The organism is Cellvibrio sp. QJXJ, from assembly GCF_024452345.1.
GTDB lineage: Bacteria > Pseudomonadota > Gammaproteobacteria > Pseudomonadales > Cellvibrionaceae > Cellvibrio.
Genome location: NZ_CP101662.1, coordinates 3,464,452 through 3,489,562 on the forward strand (window position 1 = coordinate 3,464,452; position 25,111 = coordinate 3,489,562).

Here is a 25,111-nt window from a genome sequence, read left to right on the forward strand (position 1 = left end):
ACGGATTGACCGAGATGCCATTCTGCAATCTGAGGAAAGTACAACGGTTCCAGTAAAGATACGCAGTTTTATTGTTATTGTTTGCCCGTGGACAGCGATCTACAACAGGACTTCAGAAACACTTGAGCGGGAGGCTGAATTTACGCCTGCGCTACTGGCTTGGCAATATCTGCTGGGGAAACAAAACGGATATATATGAGAAAAATGCGAGTTGCGTTACAAACCAGCACGCTGGGTGTGGTTTGTAACGCCAACAGTGTTTTAGCGGTTGATTTGACGCTGGCGCGAATAACCAGCCAGCAACAGCAGCATCACTAACAACCAGGGCGTAGTGCTACCACCACCCCCGCCGCCACTACCGCCGCCGGTGTTTGCCGGTGGAGCGGGTTTATCGATGTTGGTGAGGGTGGCGCTTTCCAGGGTCGCGTAGCCATCGCCGGTGCTCCCCAGATTTTTCAGATAAGTCACCTGGTAGCTTGACTCATAACCGTCTTCATCAACCTCCGTCATTGCCAAGGTGACAGAATCGTAAGTTTTGCCTTTCCAGCTGCGCGTGGCGGTTTCAATTAACCGGATGGTACGCGTAAAACGGACGGTTTCTACCTGTGTAGGGTTGGTCGACTCGCTCACCTGAACACTGGGATTATTGTTGATGGTTTGCCCTAATTTCATCGATTGGGGAATCAACAGCCAGTTGGTGTAATTGAGTATCAGGTTCGCATTGAAATCGTAAGGGAAGCTTGCCGATTTAATGTAAATACCATCGCTGCGACGTTCAAGCGTGGAGTTATAACCGCCATCGCGGGTCATTAAAAACTGGTTGGCGGTTGTTGATTTACGAACCCGGGTGGTACTGCGATAGCCATTAATATCGGTATAGGTGTAGTCCAAATCGCCCACCAGATAGTAGTCAAACAAGTCTATTTGTGGATGGGTATCGGCTACTTCGGGCCTATAACCGGAATGGATTTCCATGGCATTAGTAGCGCCATCTCCATCCTGATCCAATTGGCCATCGCCGACATTGGTATCGCTCATAAAGCTATATTTCGCTTCTTCCACGCCTTTGATGCCGTCGCCATCGACGTCATCGTCACAGGCATCACCGATCCAGTCCCAATCCAGATCCCGTTGCTGGGTATTGGCTACTAGCGGGCAGTTGTCCCAGCTATCGGCGATCCCATCACTATCGGTGTCGACCGGGCGATTATCGGTTGGGTCGCAGGCATCGCCGACATAATCATTATCGACATCTTTTTGATCCGGGTTGGCGATAATGGGACAGTTATCGCGTACATCGCCGTAGCCATCGCCATCTGTGTCAAGATTGTAGGGGTCGTTGTCGCACTCATCGCCGAGCCCGTCGCCATCGCTATCGCCTTGCCACCAGTTTGCGTTCTTAGGGCAGTTATCCAAGGCTTCGCTAACGTCATCGCCATCGGTATCTTTATCGATCAACAAATTATCGATACTGAAACGAATCTCTCCGTCGCTGCTCGAAAAGTAGTTTGCGACCACCCGGAAGGTAATAGTGTGCACGCCCTCGGCGACGTTAAAATGCACACGAGTCCAATCGTTGTAATAACTGTAATGTGTGCTGATTAGGTTGTTGTCGATCCAGATTTCCAATTGGTAAGAGTGGGAGTTATTGCCGTGATTTTTAACCATCACCGAGCCGAGGCTCTCGCTAAACAATGCGGTAAAGCTCACTTCACTGGTTTGGTTAGTGTTAAAGAATAGACCTGAACGTAGCGCAAAACCCTTGCCATCAACCCCTTGAGGTTGAATTGTCCAAGGTGTGTTGCTAGTTGCCGGCGTGTAAAAACCAGCTGGCCAACCATTATCAAAATCAGCGGTATAAACGCCGAGCGGTGATGGTAAGGACGCGGCACTTGCGGGATCAGAACCCAGCATGTGCTCTACCCGATTTGAATAACCATCGTTATCAAGATCGCCATCAGCGTCCGAGGCATTTTTTGGGTTTAACCCAAAAGAGACTTCAAACTCATCACTCAAGCCATCGTTGTCATCGTCACTATCGCAAGCATCGCCGCGTTTATCCAGATCGTTGTCGTCTTGATCCCCATTAGATTCGGCAGAACAGTTATCCGCCAGGTCGTGTACCGAGTCGCCATCGGTATCCGGTAAGTTTGTAAGGTCGTAAGCCAGTATTTGAGGGCCGGCCAGCGTCTGTTTGATCAACACCAGGCGATTGTTGAGATTGAATAATTTCAGGCTCTGAGCATCGCCCAAGTACAAGTTAGACGCCAATTCAAAATTGTCCTGCCAGAATTGCAGATCAGTTTGGCTGGTGGACACGGTAATAAGTTGTTCACCAATCCAGACTCCTGAGCTAATTTCATTGGACAGTGCGTCTGTAACACCAAGGGTTTGGGTATCGATAATTTGCCCCATGCCGTTGAGCATGCGCGAACTGTCCTCATTGAGGATCAGGGGATAGCGGGGACTTAATGTTTCGCCGTGGTACGGAGAGTCGCCTTTATCGGTCAGTTTGCCCGTGCTGAGGTCAACTTTGCGCCAAGCGAGATCACGCGGGAAATGATGATCGGTATGGAAATAAATTCTTTCACTGACCGCGTCCCACAGGTAGGCGTCTGCGATTTCAGCCCATTCCTCTGAGTAAACCAGAGTGCCATTCACGTCATAAGTGTAATGAGTACCCCAGGCACCTGATAAATCGGCGGCAAAAACAAAATTTCCGACCGCCAATAAACCTTGCACCGCATAGGGCATATTGGCAAACAGCGTCTCCGTCGGTTGTTCTTGGGTCAGATCGAAGTAGTTGATTCTTCCGTCGGGGTAACCCAGATAAAGCCGCTGGTGAGCGCTGGAATGAGTGACCCAGGAGGGGGGTGATCGCAATGCCCAACTGGAAAGATATTTATCTTCACTGACCGACCAGCGAAAGAGGCTCAGGCTTTCGCGATCCACCAAAAAGAGATTGTCTTGCGCATCCGAGACAATAAATTCGGGTGTATACGCAAAACCATTTGGATCAACCGACTCAACTTGAGCAGACAAACCGAATGACGATAGATCTACTGGAGCGACACTGAAGCCTGAATCATTTACCGCAAAAGCAAAAACCTGCTGCTCCCGCGCGCTCAAAAAATTGGCGGTTTGTGTTAAATCGACGCTGCCCAAGCCTACATGGCTGGAGTTAAACAGAGTTAACTGGGTGCCGCGCAGTGCAACCGGGTTATCGCCGATAAAGGTCAGCGCTTCCACGCTTCCGCTCAAGCTTCCCGCATAGCTCATGTCACCCGCAAAAAAAATCAAACCAGATCGATCATAAACTTTGGTATGGGACTGGTTGAGGTAAATCCCGGCGGCACCGTTGTAGTTCCAGTTGTGGTTACTGTAAGTAAAATCTTTGATTTTTCCATCAGAGTCCAACTGGTATTTCTGCATTAATCCGGACCAGCTGGCCTCGCTGCGCGCGAAAATAGCGTTATTTGCCGCCGAACCGAGCTGAATTTTGTTGGAGTAATAAGACCCAATGGACGAAGTCTCTATCAAGCTATTATTGAGAGTGTTAATCGCCAAGCTATTGCCGTCCTGATCAAAAGCATAAAGCTTGTCTCCAACCAAAGTTAGATTCACGACATTATTACTTGCATTGCGGATGAAGGTGCTGTCGCCGGTGCTGAGACTTATCGCGCGTATCTCGCGCTGAAATGCAACGTAGGCGGTCGTTCCGCTGATAGCAAAGGCAGTGGGTGTTTTACTCAGGCTGAGATCTGCCTCCTGACTTTGACTGGCCATGTTGTAAATAGCGATTTTGTTAGGTGTGGAAAACAAAAAATACACCTTGTCCCCCAGCACTTCAGTCTCAACATGCAAAGCACTGGCAAAACTGGCGGATAACAGGCATGACAGGAATACTACCGATCTGGCAATTCCTTTTAGAAACAAGCGCATAGAATGCTCCATCACAAAAAGATCGTGGATTGGGTGGTAGGGGGGTTAGGGAACTAGGTCAGGAAATAATTACGATTGTAATTTTTCGCGCCAGTCTAGCGGGAAAAACCGCCCCGCTCAATTGCTGAGCGGGGCATTGAACAAAAAAGACTATATGGGAATAAAGGAGTTTTAACGTGTCGCCCAAGCGCGATCACCCGGTTTGTAGGCGAGTGCGCCGTCGTAGCGGCCGGGGATGGGCATGTGGCGCAGCACTTGGGTGCCGCCGACTTCCGAGGTGAAGAAGCCGAACAGGGTGAGCTGCTTGATCATGGTGAAGTAGTGAACACCGCCGCCAGCGACCGTCGTGCGCGCTTCCTGGTCGAGTTGGCTGATAAACGCGGTGCGCTCTGCCGGTTGCAGGGCCATAAAGCCGCGGCCATAGGTTTTGTTGCACTGGGCTTCCAGGCTGAGTAAGCCTTTGTGGAAGATGGCGCGCTCATCCAGGGTGTAACAGTCGGTCACATACACACTCATAAATTGGCCGACTTTGGCATCTTTGGCGCCCGGGGTTTCGGTGCGCGGCAGGATGGTTTCGGCAATTTCATCCAGCAGTGCAATGTTTTCTGCTGAAAACTTGGCGGGTGCGGACGCCGTGGTGGCGCAGCCACCGAGCAGTGCGGTGCTGCCAATCATGGCAGTGCCGGTGGCAGCGGTAATCAGGGCTAGGAGTTCGCGGCGATTCATTTCAGGTTCCCCTTTTTCAATTCTTTGACGGCATAGTCTGCCGCGCGGGCGGTGAGTGCCATGTAAGTCAGCGATGGGTTGACGCAGGAGGCGGAGGTCATGGCGGCACCGTCGGTGACGAATACGTTGGGCGCATCCCACACCTGATTAAAGCCATTGAGCACCGAGGTTTTGGGGTCGCGACCCATGCGCGCGGTACCCATTTCATGGATGCCCATGCCCGGAGCATAGCCCCAGTCGCTACCTTTAACGTTCTTGAGGCCAGCGGCTTCGAGCATATCTACGGCGTCCTGCAGCATGTCTTTGCGCATCGCCAGTTCGTTGTCACGCAGCTCTACGTCCATCGCCAGTACCGGCAGGCCCCATTTGTCTTTGACGTTGCGGTCGAGGTAAATGCGGTTGTCGTGATGCGGCAGTATTTCACCAAAGGCGGTCATGCCAACTGTCCAGGCGCCGGGTTCGGCCAGGGCATTTTTTAAACCGGCACCTATGCCTAATTCGGCGACGTTGCGATCCCAGCCCTCGCGACTGGCAGAGCCCTGGTAGCCAAAGCCGCGCAGGTAATTGCGCTTCTCATCGCCCAGATTGCGGAAGCGCGGGATATAAAAACCGGCGGGGCGGCGGCCGTAGTAATACTTGTCCTCAAAGCCTTCCACCACGCCGCTGGCACCCACGCGGAAGTGGTGATCCATCACATTGTGACCCAACTCGCCGCTGCTGCTGCCCAAACCGCCGGGCCAGATGTCAGTGGCGGAGTTCATCAGAATCCAGGTGGAGTTAAAACTGGAGGCGTTGAGGAAAATCACATTGGCGGTGAATTCGTAGGTTTGGTTGGTTTCGGCATCGATCACTTCTACACCGCGCGCGCGCTTTTTGTCCTTGTCGTACAGCACCTGGCTCACGATGGAAAAGGGGCGCAGGGTGAGGTTGCCGGTTTTCATCGCCGCTGGCAGGGTGGATGACTGGGTACTGAAATAGGCGCCAAACGGGCAGCCGAGCCAGCACTTGTTGCGGTATTGGCAGTTGACCCGACCCTGTTCCGGCTTGGGCTGGGTGATGTTGGCGGTGCGGCTATTGATCATTACCCGTTTGCCGCCATAGGCTTTTTTGATGCGCGCGGCGACGTCTTTTTCCACAATGTTCAGTTCGATGGGCGGTAAAAACTGGCCGTCGGGCAATTGTTCCAAGCCTTCGTTGGTACCGGAGATACCGGCGTAACGCTCAACGTAATCGTACCAGGGGGCCATGTCTTCATAGCGGATCGGCCAGTCAACAGCCACGCCTTCGCGCAGGTTGGCTTCAAAATCCTGCTTGCTGTAACGGTAGCTTTGGCGACCCCATAACAGCGAGCGACCACCCACGTGGTAGCCGCGGTACCAGTCAAAGCGCTTTTTCTCCACATAGGGGTTTTCCTGCTCGTTCGCCCACATGCCCTGGGTTTCTTCATTGAGCACAAAGTCGCGCTGCAGTACCGGGTGTTTTTCTTTCATTTCCTGAGTCGGGCGACCGCGATGTTCATAGTCCCAGGTTTCTTTGGTGGCGTTTACATAGTCTTTGATGTGTTCAATATTGCGCCCGCGCTCCAGGAGCAGCACTTTCAGGCCTTTTTCGGTGAGTTCTTTAGCGGCCCAGCCGCCGCTGATGCCGGAGCCAACTACAATGGCATCAAAATGTTGTGTAGACATGGATATACCTCTTATTAGGATCAGACGTCGCAGATGCGAATGGCGGCTTGCAAAGATTCAATTTTCTCCGCTGTGGTCGCGCGTTTGGGCATAAATTCCTGTGCCACGTAACCCTTGAAGCCGGTGGCCTGAATAGCGCGCACTATGGCTGGGTAGTAGAGTTCCTGGGTGTCATCAATCTCGTTGCGCCCCGGCACACCCGCGGTGTGGTAGTGACCAAAGTATTGGTGATGATTCTGGATAGTGCGAATGATGTCGCCTTCGCTGATTTGCATATGGTAGATGTCGTACAGCAGCTTGAAATTGGGCGAGTCCAGGCGCTTGCACAGCTCTATGCCCCAGGCGGAGTTATCGGCGAAATAATCCGGGTGGTTCACCTTGCTATTGAACAGTTCCATTTGCAGGACCACGCCGCGTTTTTCGGCTTGTGCGAGGATTTTTTTCAGGCCCTTGGTCGCGTGTTTTAGCCCCTCTTCCGGGTCCATGCCGCGTTTGTTGCCGCTGAAACAGATCAGGTTTCTATAGCCCGCATCGGCCACCAGATCGATATGTTCGCGGTAGCGTTCAATCAGCGGTTTATGAAACCGGCTATCGCCCCAGCCATCTTCCAGATTCAGCTCGGCACCGTTGCACATGGACGAATCCACGCCGTGCTGTTTGAGGATATGCCACTCTTTGGGCCCGATCAGATCGATCGCACTAAAGCCCAGGCGTTTGACTACCAGGCAGAGTTCTTCAAGGGTGAGGAAATCGAAAGTCCAGCGCGCGACCGAGTGGCGAATATTGCCTTTCAGCGCCGTAGAACCGGTGGTGGATGAGGACGGTTTGGGTGATGTAGATTCTGCCCCCAGTGCCGCAAGGCTGGATAGCCCCAATGCACCGGCAACAGCGCCGCGCAACAGGGCGCGGCGGTCTTCGGAATGGCTCATGGTTGTTGTGACCTTATCTTGTTATTAAGTATTGCCCCGGCTGCTCTCCACAGCCGTTGTCAGAGGTTAGCTTGCTCTATAGGGCTTAGCCACGAGGTCAACGGATCTTTACAAGTTTTTGGATAAGTTCGCGCTGCTTATAACGGAAAGTCAGCAGCGGCCACCGGTTTGCCAAAATAATAGCCTTGATAGTGCACACAACCCTCGGCTTCCAACCAGTCGCGCTGGGTTTGGGTCTCTACCCCTTCGGCGATGACGCGCAGCTCCATACTCTGGGCGAGGCGAATAATCATGCGTGCGATGGCGGCGTCGTTGCTGTCGGTCAAGATGTCGTTGACAAAGGATTTATCGATTTTTAATTCGCTGATAGGCAGGCGCTTCAGGTAGGAGAGCGAGGAATAGCCGGTGCCAAAATCATCCAGCGAAAACTTGATGCCGTGATTTTTCAGCTCGTCCATTTTGGCGATGATGTCCTGCTGGTTGTGCACCAGCATGCTCTCGGTCAACTCCAGTTTCAGGTAGCGTGGGTTGGCGCCGGTGCGCTGCAAGATGCTTAACAACTGCATCACAAACTGTTGCTGCTGGAACTGGCGCGCGCTGACGTTGATCGCAATCACCAACCGGGCAGTGGTCGGGTTTTGGCTCCAGCGCACCAGCTGCTGGCAGGCTTCCTCCACAATCCAGTTGCCGAGCGGCAAAATCAAGCCCGACTCCTCGGCGATGGGGATAAACTCCAGCGGCGACACCATGCCGCGCTGGGGGTGGAACCAGCGGATCAGCGCCTCCGCCCCCACTATGGCGCCAGTGTGATCCACCTGCGGCTGGTAAAACAGTTGGAACTGCTGCAGTTGCAGCGCCTCGCGGATTTCATGTTGCAGGGCAAAGCGCTGGGCGGTGTGCTCCTGCATTTCCGGGTCGAAGAAGCGCCAGGTATTTCGCCCGGCAGCCTTGGCGTGGTACATGGCCTGATCGGCCTGTTTTAACAGTTCATCGATATGCACCAAGCGGTCGCCAAACAGCGAAATGCCAATGCTGGGGGTGCTGAAATAATCCTGCCCTTCCAGCGTGTAGTGCGCATTCAGGCTCTCCAGAATGGTCTCGGCAATTTGCTGGGCGATGGCGGCGGCGTGATCGTGGTTGGAATCCAAGTCCTCCAGCACCACCAAAAATTCATCGCCCCCGAGGCGCGCGACTGTGTCCTGCGCGCGCACGGCCATGCGCAGGCGGTTGGCCACGGCGACCAACAGTAAATCGCCAATATGGTGGCCGCGGTTATCGTTGAGGGTTTTGAAATCGTCCAAATCGATAAACAGCAATGCCCCCAGGGTATTTTTGCGCTCGCTGGCGGCAATGGCGTGTTCCAGCCGATCCTGTAGCAGGCGGCGGTTGGGCAGTTGGGTGAGCGGGTCAAAAAACGCCAGGTTGTTGATGCGCGCTTCGTTTTCCTTGCGCTCGGTAATGTCGGTGAGCGTGGAAACGTAGTGGGTGATTTGGTCACAGCCATTTTTTACTGCGGTGATGGTGAGCCACTCGGGGTAAATTTCCCCGCTGCGGCGGCGGTTCCAGATCTCCCCTTTCCAACTGCCCTCATGGATGATGGTGTGCCAGATATTGGCGTAGAACTCGGGTTCGTGGTGCCCGGAATTGAGCAGGCGCGGGTTTTGCCCAATCACCTCTTCCGCGCTGTAGCCGGTGATCTCACTGAAGGCTTTATTGACGCGCAGAATCACCCCGTCCGGGTCGGTAATCATCATGCCCTCGCGCGCTTCAAAGGCGGTGGCGGCCACGCGCAATTCCTCTTCCGCCAGCCGGCGCTCGGTGATATCGCGGCTGATCATCACAAAGTGTTTGTGCGCTCCGGGCGATACCGCCTTGCAGGCAGCGGAGAGTTCAAATTCATGGCGGCCATCGGCCAGTTGCAGGCTGTAGTATTTGCCGCTGGCAAAGCCCTGTTGGCTCGTCTCCTCCATGGTGCTGTAAATGAGCGCGCTAATTCTGGCGGGCACTACATCATTTATTTTTTTGCCGAGAAAGGCCTCGGGTTGCAGCAGGAGTAATTCCGGGCGATGGGTGTGGAAATTGTGGATAACGCCATCGGCACTGATTTCAAATAACAAATCGGGAATGGCATCCAGCGTCGCCTGTAATTGCGCGCGCGCATTCAGCAGTTCGCGGGTCTGCTCCTCCACCGCCGTTTGTAAATTGATCTTGCGGCGCTGCAGTTTGGCCATCAAAAAAGTCTGGTAGCCGAGCAGCCCGCTCAGTACCAGCGCCAGCATAATTTCGCTGGTCAGGCGCCACCAATTCACCCAGCCGCTAATGGGCGCCATACTCAGGGTCCACTCGCCGTTGGGTACATCAAAGGATTTATGCACCGGGTCGTGCAAATGCTCCGGCGCATTCACGGCGATGACTTCCTGGTTGTTATCAAAGGGGTTGGTGCGCCAGAGTTTATAGGCCATGCCCTGGGAATTGAGCTGTTGGATATTGGCGGTTTCCAGCAGGCGATTCACGCGAATAATCACATTGCCAAAGCCCCAAAACCGGCTGCTGCCCTGTTCGTCCACCATAATCGGCAAGCGCGCCACCACGCCGGTGCCGCCCTGCACCAAATTCACCGGGCCGGTCAGGGTCATTTGGCCGGAATCGCGTGCGCGCAGGGCCTCTTTATTTTGGGCGGAATCCGCCAGCTGGTTAAAACCGACGGATTTTTCATTGCCCTCCAGCGGGTACACCTGGGAGATCACCCCATTGGGCGAGAGGCTAATGTGCGACACGCTGTCGTAGTAGGGCAGCATATCCCGCGCTACAGCTTCAAAGGCGGTGGTCTGCCCCTGGCTCAAACGCACCAGTGTCGCCATGGAGTAATTCAGGGTAAGGGCTTGGCGGAGGCTATCGCGCAGTAAAAAAGCGTGGTTTTGCGCAATATTTTCCATATCGGCGCGCAGGTTGTGGCGATGATTCTGCTCAAGGTTCCAGACCACCTGTGTTGAAAGTGCAAGGCAGAGTAGAAATACAATCGATGCCAACAAGCGCGGGCGGCGATAGAGCAGCGGGAAGGAATCAGCCATAAATAACCTGAGGAACTAATGAGATCCCCGTCACTATAGCACTCGCTGCCCAAAGCATCGGCCAACTGGCTTCTATGGTGTCTGGCGCAGGGCGGGTTTGGTGCTCAATGGTGACGGCGCAGAAAGCTCCAGCCGCCGGTCAGGCTTAACCAAAACAGCGTAATACCGCCAACCAATATCAGCAGGCGATAAAACGGGTGCATACCGTAACCCGAATGCAGAGGGTAATTCTGGTTGATGAGCCGCTGTGGCCAGTCGACCTGATCCGCGCGGGCACTGAGGATAACAATGCCGCTGGGCAGCTCAATTTTGACCGAGGTACGCCCGTTGGGGTGCCACTCATCCGGCAGGCGATAGCGAACACTCATCGCCGCCATACCGGGCGCGGGCAGGCGGATGTAAGTTGGCCAACCGTCGGCAACTTGCTGTTGTGCCTGCAGCAATAACTGCCCGGCAGTGGCGCTGGCAGCAGCGGGGATTGGCTGGGGCAATTGGCTGGAGGGCGGCGGCACTAGCAGCGGTTTGGTCAATTTTTGCCACAGCATAATGCTGCCGGTTAACAGAATAATCAGTAGCACCGGCGTCACCAGAGTACCGGCATGGCGGTGGTAGTGCATGAGGTAGGACAGTTTGATCTGGCGCGGAAACACCCAGCGCCAGCGAAAGCTGCGTTTGGTGGGCCACCACAATATCACCCCGCTGATGGCCAAAAATAACCCCAGCACACCGCTGGCTAGCAGTACTGCTTCTCCAATTACCCCGGCAAACAGTTCGGTGTGCAGGTGCCTAAAAAACGCCAGTGTCTGCAGTAGCCACAGATTCTCCTCATAGGCCTGCAGTGAATCGAGCGCAAGTAATTGCACACTGCGATCGGCATCGCGCGTCAGAGCCCAGTAGGGTTCTTCGGTATTGGGCGCCTTGATCAAATAACCGCTGTTATCCCCTTTAATCCGCTCGGCAATGGCATCCAACTGCAGCGCCATTTGGGCGACGCCGTAATCGGCGGGCAAGTCGGCTCTGGGGGTGATGAGCTGTTTAATCAGCGCCTGTTTGTACACCAGCAAACTGCCACTAAACGCGGCCAGCAACAAAAACACCAGCGCGCCCAGGCCCAACCAGCGATGCCAGCGCAGCAGTAAACGGTCGCGCGCTTTATGCACCCGGCGCGGGCGGGCATTAGCGGCGGTCATTGGTGATGACCATGGGCAATGCCCCGGTAGCCTGTCGATATCAGCATAGTGGTTGGTGGATTAGAAGCTGCGTTGATAGCCCAGATTAATGCTCCGCCCCACACCCGTGAAGTTGCGGATATCGTTCGGGCTGCTCTGCGAATAGTAGGTGAAATAGTATTCGTCGGTGAGGTTTTGCAGCGCAACGCTGATCACCCCGTCAAACGCGGCGATAGTCGCACTCGCATCCAGTGTGGTGTAGCCCTCAAACTCATTGATAACGGCGCCAGTGCTGTTTTTCACTTCGCGATCCAACAGGTGATTCACCTGCAAGCGTGTATCAACACTGCCCGACCAGGTGCGATCCCAACTCAGGTTGACACGGTCGGGGGAGATATTGGTGCCGCCCAGATCGGAATCCACCCGGCCATCTTTGTTGGAATCGTAGCGACCGGTAGCTTGGGCGTAGCGCAAGCTGAACAGATCCACATCGGTGGCGGCCCAGGCGGTGCTGAATTCAATACCGTCGATGGCGGTTTTTTCGCGCTCCACCGTGTAAATACCGTCGGCATCGCGCTGCAACCGCTCGCCAAAATCCGAGTCCGAGGTGTAGTAACTGATTTGTGCGCTAATGTCGCCGGTCTTAAATTCCACGCCAAATTCGGTACTTTCGGTCAGCACCGGTTTTAGATCCAGAAAGGTTTCTACTCTCAGGTTCGGCTGGTTAATACCGCGCAGCACCCGGCCCACATCGGGCATCGCAAAGGCTTCTGCATAGTTGGCAAATACCCGCCAGGCGCTGGTGATTTGGTAGGTGCCGCCGTAGTTGTAAAGTGTCTCGGAAAACTCCGGCGCACCACCCTCTACAAAACGGCTGCCGTAAGAGGCAAGTGTGGTGAAGTCATTAACTTCCAGTTTGGATTTTTCATAGCGCACCCCGGTGGTCAGGGTCAGCTTGTCGACACCGGTAAACTCGCCCTGCAAATAGGGTGCGTAGTTCTGGTATTTACTCGGCGGCACCCAGGCGCGGCCGGTCTGGATCAACTCCTGCCAGGTTTCGTCCTGCAGTACATCCACCCCGTAAACCAGGTTCACTGGCAAATTGGCGACCTGGTCTTTCACCAGGGTCAGTTTCATGCCGAGTTTTTCCGAGTTGTTTTGCGATTGGTCGATCAAGTTGGGGCCGTAGGCCGGGTCCTGAAAGGTCGCGAGCGGCACGGCTTCGGCGCCATAGGTGGCGGCAAAATCCTGGCTAAAGCCCTGAACCCGCAGCTTTTGCCCCAGAAAATCCTCATGGGTGTAATTGAGGCTGATGGCGGTGACCTTGTTGCTCGCACCCTCGCCGGTAATATCGCCTTTGACCGCGCTGCTCGGGATGCCCTCAGACACATCACCCGTCACCGATACCCAATTGTTCTGGTTTTCGATCTCGTAGCGGTTCACCATCAGTTCAATGCGCTGCTGGTCCCAGTCGTAACCGGTTTTGACAAAACCGTTCACCGATTGTGAATCCATAGTGTCGCCCTGGGTATTGTCGGCGCCGATAATCTGCCCCTTGCCGTCGTACGCCATACCCATGTCGCGCAGGCTGATACTGGCAATCACATCGGCATTCCCCACGCGGTTGGACAGGCTGTAACTCACCCCGTAATCCGCGCTCTCGCCCAGGTCTTCGCTTTGGAAACCGGTGTTCACCCGAATGCTCTGCTCCAGCTTGGCCGCCGGTTTTTTGGTAATCAGGTTGATAATGCCACCCGCCGCGCCCACCCCGTGAATGGCGTTAGCGCCGTGCAGCACCTCCACTCGCTCAATCACGTTCGGGTCGATGGTATTGCCCTCGCGCCCGCCATCGCGCAGCGGGTTGGATTGCGGCACCCCATCGATCATATACAGCGGCTTGCGTCCACGCAGGGTTTCACCGGCGTTGGTCATCTTTTGGCGACTGGGCGAAAAACCGGGAATCAGGTTGCCTAACACCGTGGACAAATCGTCCTGAATTGACAGCTGTTGCTCCAGCTCGGCGGCATTAATCACCGTTACTGTATTGGGGATGGTACTCAGCGGGCGCTCGGTGCGGCTGGCACTGACAAAGACTTCTTCAACGCCATTATCGGCACTGGCAACACCCGGCAGCAGAGCACTACAGGTCAACAACAAACTGGCAGGACGCACAAAACGATACATGGGGAGTTCCTATAACAGACAGCACCAAAGGCGCAGGGGGAAGTTATTAGGAATTCTAGCAATAATGAGAATCTCTATCAATGGCGGATATTTCAACGCTTTATCCCAAGCTCTTGCTGCCTAAATTGCCTGTGTTATGTTGCCCGCTCAAAAAACATCAGGCTTCACCTTATGCCAAATAACCACACCATCATCCCTTCCCCCGTTGGCCAATTAACCCTGATTGCCAGTGACCAAGGCCTTGCGGCAGTGTTGTGGGAAAATGAAGATCCAAACCGTGTCGGTATTGAAAAAGGCCAACGGTGCGATGACTTCCCGCTGCTGGTCGCAACCGCCCAACAACTGGGTGAATATTTTGCGGGAACACGAAAAGTATTTGCGCTGCCGCTGGATTTTCACGGCACCGAATTTCAGCAGCAGGTCTGGCACGCGTTGCTCACTATTCCCTATGGGCAAACCCGCAGTTACCTGCAAATCGCGCAGCAAATTGGCAATGAAAAATCCGTGCGTGCCGTGGGCGCTGCCAACGGGAAAAATCCCATCTCCATTATCGCCCCCTGCCATCGCGTGGTTGGCTCCTCCGGTAAACTCACCGGTTTTGCGGGTGGGTTAGAGGCCAAAGCGTTTTTATTGCAGCTGGAATCACCCGCCCAACAAGCGGATTTATGGGAATAGTGCGCTTCGCCCTTGGTCACCCTGGCTGGCTCCACGGCACGCGCGAGTTAATCGTTTCCGATACTCGCTACCTAATCCCCCACCGTGTAAAACGGGAACTTCACCAAGTGCAAATACTTCCCGTATTTCGCAAGGCTTAATGCGGGTCCTATAAAACATAGGCTGTTATTGCAAATTACTTATCCAGGGCTCATGCAAGCGGCCATAGTTGACCAGCGCGGAAAATTTCACAGTGGGGCGCATATTGTTATCGCTAGGGAAATCAGTGGCGAGGCGATTGGGGATGTAGAGTGATTCCACCGCCAAATTATCGACAATCACTTCAGTGGTGCGCTTCTCATTGTTATCGCAGCGATAATATCCCGCGCGCAGTTCAGCGGGCACAATAATCAGTTGTCCGCTGTTGGCAGATTGCCGCTCCCGTTGCACTGCTTCCAGCAGTTCGCGCTCGGCGGCGGCATCGATCAAAAACAAACGCGAGTTAGTAGTTTGTGCAGCGGTGAAAAATTCAGTGGCGTCTTTGCGTTTCTCCGCTAATTCTTTTTCTGCCAGTTCGCCATTGGCAGTAGCCGTTAAACCCATGATTAACTGGTGATACTGCTCTACTTGCGCCACATAGTCGGTATAACTTTTGCCATTAAATTCCATTAATACCCAGCCGGATTGTTTTTGATGCAAGCGCGTTTTTTGTGTGCAAGCGTGAAACTGAAAACTCGCAAAATGTGCAGCGCTTAATTGTAAACTGCGATCATGCTGCCAGCGCCAGTGATTCAGCTCGATGTTGATTGGTTCGGTATTGGGTGTCGCCCAGCGCAAACTCACACGTGCGCTGGAATCCTCTTTGCTAAAACCGTAGTTATAGGGAAATTGTAATTCCCGTTCGCTCAATTCCAACTGGGCGATTACCGCAGAACGGTTTATGTACACCTTGCCCAACATAAATGCATTCACCAACAGAATGCAGCCAACCGCAAGCCAAACCAATTTTTTGCTCGTGAATGTAGCGGCGATAGTTTTCATGATTGACCTCCTGTCGTTGGTATTGTTTGTTGCGCTGCGGTTTGTTGTTGCAGTTTGCGAAGGCGATTAAACACCATCAGCGCCAAAATAGCGGTCAGCCCGATCACCAAAAAGAATAGATATTTAGGCAGCCAATCCCACCACCAATCAAAAAATTTGGTATATAAAAACAGCGCAAAAAACACATTGCCCGCAAGCATTAAATTAGCGGCGCCGGTACGCAAGCCATAAAGCACCAGCAGAGCACTCGCCACAAAACCAACGATTTGATAGCAACCTTCAATCACATTGGGCGACCAGGGCAAATAACTACTGCCCGCCCAATTGGCTAAAATCAACAGCGCGATAAAAAATACCACCACCGATAACAGTTGATAAATCGCCGCAAAACCGTGGAAGCGCGCTTGATTAAGCCACTGTGGCAGCGCAAAGAAAAAGAGCGCAGGCAAGAAAAAATGTTCGGGGTTTTCGCCCACGTAAATCCAGTAGCTACCCATCCAGGTGCCAAACTTGGCACCAATAAAAATAAAACTACAAATCATTGCCGCCGCTAATAACAAACGCACCTGCAATAAATAGGCAAGCAAAAATCCATAGAGCGCAAAGACGGCGAATGCATTGGGTGATGGTGTGACATTAAAAATGCTACCGAGCATCACAATGTTTAACACCCAACTCGCAAACGACACTAACCCCGCAAGTTTGGCGTAATAACCCGAGGCATCAAACTGCCGTACCCAGTATGCGCCCGCTAAACTCAATAACGGCGCCGCAATTAAAATCACCACTTGAGTTGCGGTGGCGAAATAACCCCAGTATTGATAAAACAGAAAAAACAAACTTGCCGCCAAGGCCGCCGCGCCGAGAAAGGAAACTATTTGCATACCCAGCGACAAATGCCGCGCACCGTCACTCAGGTCTACATCCTGCGCCTGTTGCAACTCGTGTAACAAATTATCGTGATAGCGCTGAATATGCACGGCATCTTCCTCCGGCAGTTGTAACAAGCCCTGCGCGCTCAGTAGGCTCTGCTCCGCACGAAATGCACGCACCTGATCAGCACGGGCCTGTGCCTGGGTTTTGGTTAGGTTGGTCATAACTGTCCTTTTGGCTGAATAGACAAATACTTGTAAGGTGAAAAACAGTCTAACGATATTCAATACAATAAACAGCGGCGTACGCAAGAATGATCTATTGGTTGGAGCAATTGGAACAACAAGCCGGTGTGCAATTTGAAGCGGCGAATTTTGAGGGTGAGGAAACCTACAAGGAATTCATCAACAGCGATGAATTCCTGCATTGGATGACTCACAAATCCATCTGAACATCAGTGCTGTTTACAACACTTTTTCCAATAAAAAGCGCGCCACACCGTCATCATGGTTGCGCGCTGCAGCTTGCGCAGCGGGAAATAATTGCTTGAGCTTGTCACTCGCATTCGCCATCACTACCGGGTGAGTTACTGCCCGAAACAGTTCCACATCATTAAAACCATCGCCAAACGCCATGCTATTGGCGAGCGGTAATTGCAAATGTTCCGCCAGAGTTTTTAACGCATCGCCCTTGGAAATATTGTTTGGCATAGCCTCCAGATAATACTCATCGGAAAAGGTTAAATGAATCGGCACGGGTAGTGCCGTGAGTATTTGCGTTTTTAGTTGTTGCAGCAGCGCGTTCTCGCCGTAAAACAAAATCTTTAACGCCGGTGTGGCCAGCATTTCCTGCAATGGAATTTGGCGATAAAAAAATTGCGACTGCCGGTGCGCATCCAACATCGATTCGCAGGGCGCATTCACCAACCACTCGCGATCCGTATACATATTCAAATGCACACCGCACGCTTCACCCAGCGGCAGCAAGGTTTCGTTCACCGCCAGCGGCAATAGTTCGCGCTGGATCAACTCGCCATCGCCGTTATGAATCATCGCACCGTTGCAAGTAATCGTCGCTATACCGCCACCCAATTGTTTCAGGTAAGCGCGGATATCCATCAAGTGCCGCCCGGTGGCGATGACCAAGTGATGACCACGTTCGCGCAATTCGTTCAACGCACGAATCGTCAGCGGCGACAGCTCGTGGTGTTCATTAAGCAGGGTGCCATCCATATCAAACACAAAGGTACTGGGGGTTTGTGACTTTTCAAACATTAAAAATTCCAAGGTAAAAAGAGTGATGTGTAGCCGGTATGAAGTCTAACGGAATACGGGGGATTTTGATGTTTGAATTGAAGCCATGAAAAGACCAACCCCGCTGCCGCTTTACTAGGCTGAATATGTGTTGGCGGTGCTGTGCATAGGCAATTGGACGTAATTTAATCGCCTGTGCTACCTTACTTTCGTCTGAACGCAGTGAGTATTACCTATGTCCACCACCATGAATATTTATTTGGATGCCGAGTTGAACGAGTGGCAAGTGCAGGAAATAAAAGCAGCTATTCAAGAAGCCGATAATGGGGAATTCGCCAACGACGCTACGGTAGTGGATGTGTTCAAAAAGTGGGGCGTAAGCATGTCTCAAGGCACCCCGGTCGCATCCATGGCACCCGCGAACTCATTGTTCCCGATACTCGCTACATAATCCCCTACCGGGTGAAACCGGAATTGCAACAAGTCCAAATACTGCGCGTATTCCACAGCTCACGAAAATCACCCAAGCGTTGGTAATAAACATATTTTTGTAGCCCGTATGGAGCCTAGCGAAATATGGGAGCATCTAATGTTGATCTTGTTTTTTAATTCCTTCCTCCAAAAAACCAACCCCGCATTCCGTTAGGCTCCATGCGGGCTACAAATACCAAAATGTTATATTTTGTAGGGCGCACTCGCACAGCAGTGCGCCGTAACGTTGTTAATGTTTTCTTTCAAAACCCGCTTGCAACAGCGGGATATTTTGGTTGATTTAATAAAAAAATAACCAGGTAGTAGCTGGTTATTTTTAAGGTCACTTAACGGCCAAAAGAGGAAGTTGAGATAAATTTAACACCCCAAGTGGAAAGGATAATTTCGAAATCGGCTTAACGATTCTTTTACCATAATCGCTTGCTAGCAATTCCTCTCTAGTCGGCTCAAAAACCAACCCATTTCAGATGCATAAGACGGGATTTGAAAACATCAGTGCAAATTTTTTATATATGGCTCTGAATCATTTGAATTGCACGCAAAATATATTGTGTTTTTTCATCTATTGTTTCTGGCTTCCGATCACATGCAAATCTAAGCGTCAATTCAGCAAATGCCTGATGTTTTATTTGTCAAAATTCTATTGATCACAATAGCCTGCGATTGACTTAGAGCAGTGATGCTCCGAATAAATAACATTTAGCAAACTAGTAATTTTTATTTTTTAGCTTTTTTCACAAAAGGAAAGCGTCCACTCTATAGCTTATGTTATTATGGCGAAGCGCGGGATAAAGCGCAGCATAAATATTCTTTTAAGGAAATCAAAATGTTTAGAAAAACCTCTCTCTTCGCCTCCCTCTTTTCTACGGTTATTTTTTTATCACCATCATCAGAAGCACGCACGCCATGGTGCCCTATGGCATATAGCCCTCAATTCTTAGAGTGTATGGCAGCTTATGAAAGGCGTAATGGATCTGTTGAGGAAGTTGTCGTTATCGGAGTACGGCCGCCTACTAGCACAGCTGGCTCTGATTATTTGCTCACAAGTAAAAGATCAGTGCCTCGTGATATGCAAGGACGTGCTGTAGATCGTGAACAGTTTTGTCGAACTGAGGAGGGACATATTCTTTCAACCAAAGCTAATTGTGAGTTGAGCGCAGCTGAGCGAGATGAAACAAGACAAAGGGATCACTGCTCCAATATTTCGCTCTCATGGAATGGAATCGGCTGGACCAATCCATGCCGTGATAATTCCGCGCTTACCTATAGAACAGATATGGCCCGCTGTCAAAAATATTACCAGGACAATATGAATGGCTATAACGCAATTTGTAGAAGATAATTTTTAAAGGAGCTATCTTATGCCTAGTGGAGTCATTATGCAGCCTAAAAACTCATTTAAATTGCTAGTTGTTGCGTTAACTATTGCCATGGTTAGCTACGTAGCATTCACAGGTTTGAAACAATCCAAATTGTCTTCTCAAGCCATTCCATCTGCAAACCACAACTCAGATTTGCCACCTAACCCACCGCTGGAAAAAATTAGTCCATTGAGTGTACCTAAGATTGCAACGCAATTTGAGACTTTTTTCGGTGATCCCGCTGACGCAGCGGAGATTACGAAATGGTATGCGGAGCGCGGCAAGTTTATTTCAGCTGAAGGTGAGTCCGAATACATAAGTTACAATCAAGAAACTTTGGAAAAGCTCGCTGAAAGTGGAGATATTCGCGCCATGCAAATGCTGGCAAAAATATATATGGATCGCGAACATTTTGAGCGGTATGGTTTTGATGCGGCAAAAAAACAATATTGGAATGCTGCTGTCCATGGCTCAACTGAAGCTTTGATTGCTCTTGCAACTTTAGAGAAAACCACAGTATATGACTTGGCTACGGATGAAGCAGACAAGAAATCTAAAGCTTTAGAAGTATTGGCACTTTATAAGGCTGTAGAATTACGTGGCGACTTATGGAGTCCAGAAAATCAGGTTCCCACGTTCAAAGAAATGAATCGTATAACTTTATCGGAAGCTGAGTTAGCAGCAGTAGATCAACGAGCAAGACAGATTTATAGCCATTTGCAACAGCAACGCAGCGAGATGGGGCTGGGCGACTTTGATGATTCTATGCCTGAATCAGTTAAGAAGTTTTTTGAGAAAATTAAAAACCATAATAAATAACTAGTAGGTAAATAAAAAAGGCTCCTACTAAGTGAGTTTGGAAGGAGCCCTTTTATTCATATGTGCCGTCCTAGATAAAAGTTGATATTTTCAACCTCCGTTGAGGAAGGTGTTATTAATCCCATTATCAAACGCACCTAGCGTGATTATTCTCTCGCCTTTAAGTTAACTCTTGTTGATCATCGAAAAAGGTGGATGACCTATAAGCAAGCTCAACTCGTTATGGCGTACAAGGCAAATCAACAGTCTTGTGCTGGCTGCGCAAGCATGTTAACTGGATTGCTCATCAGGATAACCAACCACCGCTAGAGGTTGTCACAAACCTCTCCCCCTTAACACTCGAGCAGCGCATTAAAGAATTGGAGCGGTGACTCGCCAAAACCAACAGAAAGCCGAGTTTTCGAAGCTGTAGTGGATGTACTCAGGCGCGACTATGAAGTCAGTGCTGTAAAAAAGCCGCACGGCACTTCATTCAATGGATATTTACTTCGTGTGCGAAGTACCGCTATGGGCACATTTCTGCCCTTCAATTCGTTGCGGTTCGTAAACTCACCACAACCTACGGACAAAAACTCGAAGCTAATCTTTTAAATCTCAAACAGCCAAGTCGATCATCCTCTCGCGATGCAGCTTTATGATGTGTGCATCCGGATAAAATCGGTAAGGCATATCTAGTTTTTTACCTTCGTAACGTAAAAAGTAATCTTGAACCATTTCATCTTTCTGCTTTTCTTTGATCTTGGATGAGAGCACCAATCGAAACTCCTCATCAAACGAAATTAAATGCCGATCAAACGCCTTGTCATAAAGTGCATTCAACGCAATGCCATTAGTAGGATCTGCTCTGCGCGATTCATCTTCCGCCCACGGAATAATATGGCTCGCTACCAACAACTCAGGAATTGCTAAGCCAGAAATTGCACAGCGGTTGTTGTAGCTTTCTAAAACGGTTTGACGAAAAAAGCGCTGCACACGGCGCACTTTAACTTCGCGGATTGTTTCAGTTGGGCCTGTGGGAAATACGAGGGGCTTTTCAGTTGCAGGCGTGATTAGTTCGGTGGGAAGTACGCGCGTTTCATAAAGCGCTTCGGCTTTGTCGGCCACTTCAGTGGCGTTGGTCATAAACGCATCCCACAAAGCGCGGTCGGCTTTGCTGGCACCGGCTAAACCTTTTTGTGCGAGAGCGGGATCGAGGCTGGCGAAGTTGCAGGCTTTCATCGCCACAGCCGATGGCGTGCGGCCAATTATCTGGGCGAGTTTAATAATCTCGGGATTGGTCTGATGCAATTTGCCAAACGGCGTGCGGCAGTAGAGGTGCAGCGTTAATAGCAGTTCGTCTTCCTGCCAATTATTCGCCATGGTGTGGCCTGCATGCTGCTTGGGTGTTCTTGTCCATTCGATTATCCATCACCAGTTCGTGTCGTCGGATTCTCCACTATAGACGATGGTTTTGGGAATACACGGCATTACACATGCCTAGGGATCATTTTCCTGACGTCACGAAAATGGTCGGTTTGGTTTGAGAAAACTCGGATTTGTTCAGTTTGACTGAACAAATCCGCTAAAAGTTAAACCAGCCCATCAAGAACGAATCGAACCTATCGATTACGCGTACATATCCTAATCCCCAAAAACAAAAACGGCCCCCGAAGGAGCCGTTTTTGGTCAATCTGTGTTTGGTTTATTTGCGCGCGTTACGACGGGCAAAACCTAAACCGATCAAACCTAAACCGAACAGCGCAAGAGTGCCTGGTGCTGGAACTTCGGTTTTGCTCAGGGAGACGTTGTCGAGCATGATGCCGATGTTGTCGCCGCCAGCGTGGTTAAACACGATAGAGTTAGCAGTGTTGCTGCTCACGGTGAAGCTGCGGGTCACGGTTTGCCATGGCGCGGTGGGGCTCAGGGTGAATGATTCACTCAGGAATCCACCCAGGGCCAGGGTGAAGCTGTCCGCAGATCCGCCACGTTGGTTGCCGGAAATGTCGAAGCTCAGGTTGTAAGTACCTGCGGCAAGTGATAACAGCGAGCTGGTCAGTATGCCGGCATTACCACTTGAACCGTCCAGATCCACACATTTGCCGCTACCGCCCGCACAGGTGATGCCCCAGCCGTTGGTATTGGCGACGACATCAACGCTACCGCCGGATACACTCCAGTTGCTGAACGCGTTGTAGTTGAGGGTGGAAGTGCCTGCTGCACCCGCTTCTGCGTCAAAGTTGTCCTGAAAAATGATGCCTGCGTTGGCGCCAACACTGAAAAGTGCGGCTGCGCCAAGGCTGATGAGTTGTTTGATTTTCATAACATATTCCTGATGTAAGTTATTGTGACAGGGTATGTATAGCAATTTTGACGCCATAGTCGCAAGTAATTGATTCCTATCAGTTCATTGAATTTGGCAAAATCACAAATGCATAATTACCCGACACTTTTTGCTGCCAATCCGGTTTTACCCCGGCAAGCCTTCAAAAATCAGCGAGCGATGGATGGCAAAACCCGCTTGCGCGCCATCGCCAATGGCAAAGGTCACGCTGCCCATCGCCCGGCCTAAATCGCCGCAGGCAAATACACCGGGGATTGAGGTTTGTTTGAAATCGTCGGTTTTCACATAAAACCCTACCGGGCTTTCAGCCAGTTCGCAGCCTAACTCCTGCGCGATGGGGCTGGCGGGTTTGGTGAGTGAAGCGACAAACAACCCCGCCAATTCCACCAACCGGCCGTTGGCGAGTTTCACCACGGCGGCCTGCTCGCCGGTAATTTCGGTCACGGCTTCGGTTTCCAGGCGCACATGGCGTGCGGCCAGTTGTTTTAGCTGGAGTTCATCCGGCGTAAAACAGTTGTTGGTGAACAGCGTGGTTGGGCCCCAATCGGGAATTAATAACGCCTGGTGCAGCGAGGCTTCGCTCACCGCGAGTACGCCGAGTGGGCCCTGGTTGAGTTCGTAGCCGTGGCAGTAGGGGCAGTGAAAAACGGTTTTGCCCCAGCGGTCTTGCAGCCCGGTGATGGCGGGTAAGTGATCGCTTACACCGGTGGCGAGCAGCAGGCGTTTGGCGCTCAGGGTTTGCTGGTCGCGGGTGGTGACTTGGAATAAATCGCCGACTTTTTCCGCGTGCTCAACGGTTCCTTCTATCCAGCTGAGGTTGGGGTAAAGCAGCAGTTGGGCTTTGGCTTCGCTGGCGATCAGTGCGGGGGATTTGCCGTCCTGCCCCAACACGCCGTGGGAATGAGCGGCAAAACGGTTGCGGCGGATTCCGGCATCAATCACCGCCACTTGGCGTCGCCCGCGCGCCAATTGCAGTGCGCCCGCCATACCGGCATAGCTGCCGCCAATCACAATCACATCAAATGTTTGCATGGTTTACTCCTCGGGAAAAATGGCGTGTTCATGGCTACCGGAGAAGCCACGGGCTTGCATGCGTTGGTGGAAATCCTCGCTCAGCTGCGCGAGGGTGACGCTGCGGAAATGGTTGAGCAGCAGTGTTTCAGCTTCTACAAAGGCGTGGTTGAGGGCGCTATTCACTGCCGCTTCTACCAAACAGCCCGGTGCTTCGGTGCGATTACCCATGGCGAGCAAAGTGGGTTCGTCGAGCGCGAGGTAAATGTCGTGCAGGGTGATGGTGTCCAGCGCGCGGCAAATCTGCCAGCCACCGCCGTGACCTTTGGCGGAACAAACCAGCTGGTGTTCGCGCAAACCGGCGAGCACACGGCGGATAACCACGGGGTTAGTTTTCATCATATTGGCCAGTGCTTCCGAGGTCATGGGCACATTGGTCTCGGCCATATGCAGCAGTACATGGAGCACGCCGGAGAGGCGGGAGTCGCGTTTCATATTTTTCTCCATCAGGCTTGGGTTTCACGTAATTCAAGTTGTTACGTGAAAGGTAGCGCAGATGGAATCATCATGCAACTATTAATGTTGCGTGATGTGGAGTTGGCAGAACCAACCCTGGATTCTTATCAGCCCGCCAAACGCGCGGCGTATTCCTGCTCCAGTTGGGTGTGCACTCTCCAGAAACCGGGCGGGGTTTTGCCGTTGAGCACATCGCGCAAAATATTGAGATGGGTATGCCAGCCACCGGCGACACTCAGGCGCTCGTCCGGGTTGGTGAGGCGGCGATGGGTGACGGTCAGTTTGACCTGATCCTGCTCTGGCGCCAGCTCAAAACTCACCTCCGATTCCACCTCCGAACCGGCATTCCAGATATAACTCAGCAGGCGCAGCGGTTCGCAGGCGGTGACTTTGCCGAGCATGGGCACATCGCCCGCGCAGCTGCTGTATTTGGGTGGCGGAATATCGTGTTCGGGTGAGAGTTCGGAATTGCGGAAAGTATGTTCCACCTTGCCGCCGATTTGTTGCTCCACGTTACCCGCCGCCAGCCAAGTGGCGCGTTTGTCGGAATCGGTCAGGTATTGCCAGACCCGTTCAATCGGGCCGGGCAGCAGGCGTTCAATGCGCAGGGTATCCGGGGCGGTCAATACACCATAGTCGTTCATCTCAATCTCCTTTGGCCGAAGCCTGTTGGTGGACAATGAAGGGTCTGACTCGGCGAGTATCGACCCGGTTTATTCGGTTGGCTTTTTCGCTTGATCGTCCGCCACTAGCGCGGCAGTCAATGCATCCAGCCGTTGGTTCCAGAACTGTTCGTAGTGGCGCAGCCATTCGATACCGCCGTGCAGGGGGCGGGTATCCAACGCACAGGTGTGGTTGCGCCCCTGCACACTGCGCACTACCAGCCCCGCGCCTTCCAATACTTTGATGTGTTTGGAAACCGCCGCGAGTGTCATCTCAAAGGGTGCTGCCAGTTCGCTAATACCGCAGGGCGATTGCGCCAGCCGCGCCACCATCGCCCGGCGCGTTGGGTCGGCAAGGGCATGAAAGACAGCATCGAGTTGATCGTTCTTATTGTTTACCATG

General features: G+C 52.0%; 21 protein-coding genes and 2 pseudogenes. 7 read left to right on the top strand and 16 right to left on the bottom strand.

The window, feature by feature from the left end; genetic code table 11:
- Positions 1-261: 261 nt before the first annotated feature.
- From NNX04_RS15010 to NNX04_RS15040, 7 genes are all read right to left on the bottom strand, one after another.
- Positions 262-3,942, bottom strand: a complete 3,681-nt coding sequence (locus NNX04_RS15010) for a thrombospondin type 3 repeat-containing protein (RefSeq protein ID WP_261946319.1) — start codon at positions 3,940-3,942, stop codon at positions 262-264.
- A 171-nt stretch (positions 3,943-4,113) separates the two neighbouring features.
- Positions 4,114-4,668 carry a gluconate 2-dehydrogenase subunit 3 family protein gene (locus NNX04_RS15015; RefSeq protein ID WP_007638955.1) on the bottom strand — a complete coding sequence of 185 codons (555 nt, stop codon included), beginning with the start codon at positions 4,666-4,668 and terminating at the stop codon, positions 4,114-4,116.
- Positions 4,665-6,353, bottom strand: a complete 1,689-nt coding sequence (locus NNX04_RS15020; protein WP_261946320.1) for a GMC oxidoreductase — start codon at positions 6,351-6,353, stop codon at positions 4,665-4,667. The genes NNX04_RS15015 and NNX04_RS15020 overlap by 4 nt, the downstream gene beginning before the upstream one ends.
- A gap of 20 nt (positions 6,354-6,373) precedes the next feature.
- Positions 6,374-7,282, bottom strand: a complete 909-nt coding sequence (locus NNX04_RS15025; RefSeq protein ID WP_261946321.1) for a hydroxypyruvate isomerase family protein — start codon at positions 7,280-7,282, stop codon at positions 6,374-6,376.
- A gap of 137 nt (positions 7,283-7,419) precedes the next feature.
- Entirely contained in the window at positions 7,420-10,353 is a 2,934-nt protein-coding gene (locus NNX04_RS15030) for a bifunctional diguanylate cyclase/phosphodiesterase (protein WP_261946322.1), read from the bottom strand.
- A 104-nt stretch (positions 10,354-10,457) separates the two neighbouring features.
- Positions 10,458-11,543, bottom strand: coding sequence for a PepSY-associated TM helix domain-containing protein (locus tag NNX04_RS15035; RefSeq protein ID WP_261946323.1), 1,086 nt, complete (start codon positions 11,541-11,543; stop codon positions 10,458-10,460).
- A 60-nt stretch (positions 11,544-11,603) separates the two neighbouring features.
- On the bottom strand, positions 11,604-13,706 hold the full coding sequence (locus NNX04_RS15040; protein WP_261946324.1) for a TonB-dependent receptor: 2,103 nt from the start codon (positions 13,704-13,706) through the stop codon (positions 11,604-11,606).
- Between the two features lie 171 nt (positions 13,707-13,877).
- On the opposite strand from NNX04_RS15040, the gene NNX04_RS15045 reads away from it, so the two are divergent.
- On the top strand, positions 13,878-14,381 hold the full coding sequence (locus tag NNX04_RS15045; protein WP_261946325.1) for a methylated-DNA--[protein]-cysteine S-methyltransferase: 504 nt from the start codon (positions 13,878-13,880) through the stop codon (positions 14,379-14,381).
- A 165-nt stretch (positions 14,382-14,546) separates the two neighbouring features.
- Here NNX04_RS15045 and NNX04_RS15050 read toward each other — a convergent pair whose 3' ends face one another.
- Positions 14,547-15,401 (bottom strand): DUF4824 family protein, encoded by an 855-nt coding sequence (locus NNX04_RS15050; RefSeq protein ID WP_261946326.1) that lies wholly within the window; start codon positions 15,399-15,401, stop codon positions 14,547-14,549.
- Positions 15,398-16,498: a DUF2157 domain-containing protein gene (locus tag NNX04_RS15055; protein WP_261946327.1), complete on the bottom strand. Its 1,101-nt coding sequence runs from the start codon at positions 16,496-16,498 to the stop codon at positions 15,398-15,400. The genes NNX04_RS15050 and NNX04_RS15055 overlap by 4 nt, the downstream gene beginning before the upstream one ends.
- Before the next feature lie 89 nt (positions 16,499-16,587).
- Between NNX04_RS15055 and NNX04_RS15060 the strand changes: the two genes are divergently transcribed.
- Positions 16,588-16,725, top strand: coding sequence for a hypothetical protein (locus NNX04_RS15060; RefSeq protein ID WP_261946328.1), 138 nt, complete (start codon positions 16,588-16,590; stop codon positions 16,723-16,725).
- Positions 16,726-16,738: 13 nt separating this feature from the next.
- Here the strand turns inward: NNX04_RS15060 and NNX04_RS15065 are convergent, their stop codons facing one another.
- Positions 16,739-17,548, bottom strand: a complete 810-nt coding sequence (locus tag NNX04_RS15065; RefSeq protein WP_261946329.1) for a Cof-type HAD-IIB family hydrolase — start codon at positions 17,546-17,548, stop codon at positions 16,739-16,741.
- 214 nt (positions 17,549-17,762) lie between these two features.
- On the opposite strand from NNX04_RS15065, the gene NNX04_RS15070 reads away from it, so the two are divergent.
- The 5 genes and pseudogenes from NNX04_RS15070 to NNX04_RS22920 all read left to right on the top strand — a co-directional run.
- Complete coding sequence (locus tag NNX04_RS15070) at positions 17,763-17,978, top strand: hypothetical protein (protein WP_261946330.1); 216 nt, start codon at positions 17,763-17,765, stop codon at positions 17,976-17,978.
- Positions 17,979-18,845: 867 nt separating this feature from the next.
- Positions 18,846-19,361: a hypothetical protein gene (locus NNX04_RS15075; protein ID WP_261946331.1), complete on the top strand. Its 516-nt coding sequence runs from the start codon at positions 18,846-18,848 to the stop codon at positions 19,359-19,361.
- Positions 19,362-19,380: 19 nt separating this feature from the next.
- Positions 19,381-20,199, top strand: a complete 819-nt coding sequence (locus NNX04_RS15080; RefSeq protein WP_261946332.1) for a hypothetical protein — start codon at positions 19,381-19,383, stop codon at positions 20,197-20,199.
- A gap of 114 nt (positions 20,200-20,313) precedes the next feature.
- Positions 20,314-20,469, top strand: a pseudogene (locus tag NNX04_RS15085) (IS3 family transposase); the annotation flags it as partial.
- A 56-nt stretch (positions 20,470-20,525) separates the two neighbouring features.
- Positions 20,526-20,664 (top strand): annotated as a pseudogene (locus tag NNX04_RS22920) (IS3 family transposase); the annotation flags it as partial.
- A 129-nt stretch (positions 20,665-20,793) separates the two neighbouring features.
- Here NNX04_RS22920 and NNX04_RS15090 read toward each other — a convergent pair.
- The 6 genes from NNX04_RS15090 to NNX04_RS15115 all read right to left on the bottom strand — a co-directional run bounded on the left by NNX04_RS15090 (position 20,794) and on the right by NNX04_RS15115 (position 25,110).
- Positions 20,794-21,558, bottom strand: a complete 765-nt coding sequence (locus NNX04_RS15090; protein ID WP_261946333.1) for an HNH endonuclease — start codon at positions 21,556-21,558, stop codon at positions 20,794-20,796.
- 322 nt (positions 21,559-21,880) lie between these two features.
- Positions 21,881-22,498, bottom strand: coding sequence for a PEP-CTERM sorting domain-containing protein (locus tag NNX04_RS15095; protein ID WP_151055432.1), 618 nt, complete (start codon positions 22,496-22,498; stop codon positions 21,881-21,883).
- Between the two features lie 147 nt (positions 22,499-22,645).
- Complete coding sequence (locus NNX04_RS15100; protein ID WP_261946334.1) at positions 22,646-23,551, bottom strand: NAD(P)/FAD-dependent oxidoreductase; 906 nt, start codon at positions 23,549-23,551, stop codon at positions 22,646-22,648.
- Positions 23,552-23,554: 3 nt separating this feature from the next.
- The gene (locus NNX04_RS15105) at positions 23,555-24,025 is read right to left on the bottom strand and encodes an RrF2 family transcriptional regulator (protein WP_261946335.1); all 471 of its coding nucleotides are present in this window, start codon (positions 24,023-24,025) and stop codon (positions 23,555-23,557) included.
- Between the two features lie 128 nt (positions 24,026-24,153).
- Positions 24,154-24,690, bottom strand: coding sequence for an SRPBCC family protein (locus tag NNX04_RS15110; protein ID WP_261946336.1), 537 nt, complete (start codon positions 24,688-24,690; stop codon positions 24,154-24,156).
- 69 nt (positions 24,691-24,759) lie between these two features.
- The gene (locus NNX04_RS15115; RefSeq protein WP_261946337.1) at positions 24,760-25,110 is read right to left on the bottom strand and encodes an ArsR/SmtB family transcription factor; all 351 of its coding nucleotides are present in this window, start codon (positions 25,108-25,110) and stop codon (positions 24,760-24,762) included.
- Position 25,111: the final 1 nt, after the last annotated feature.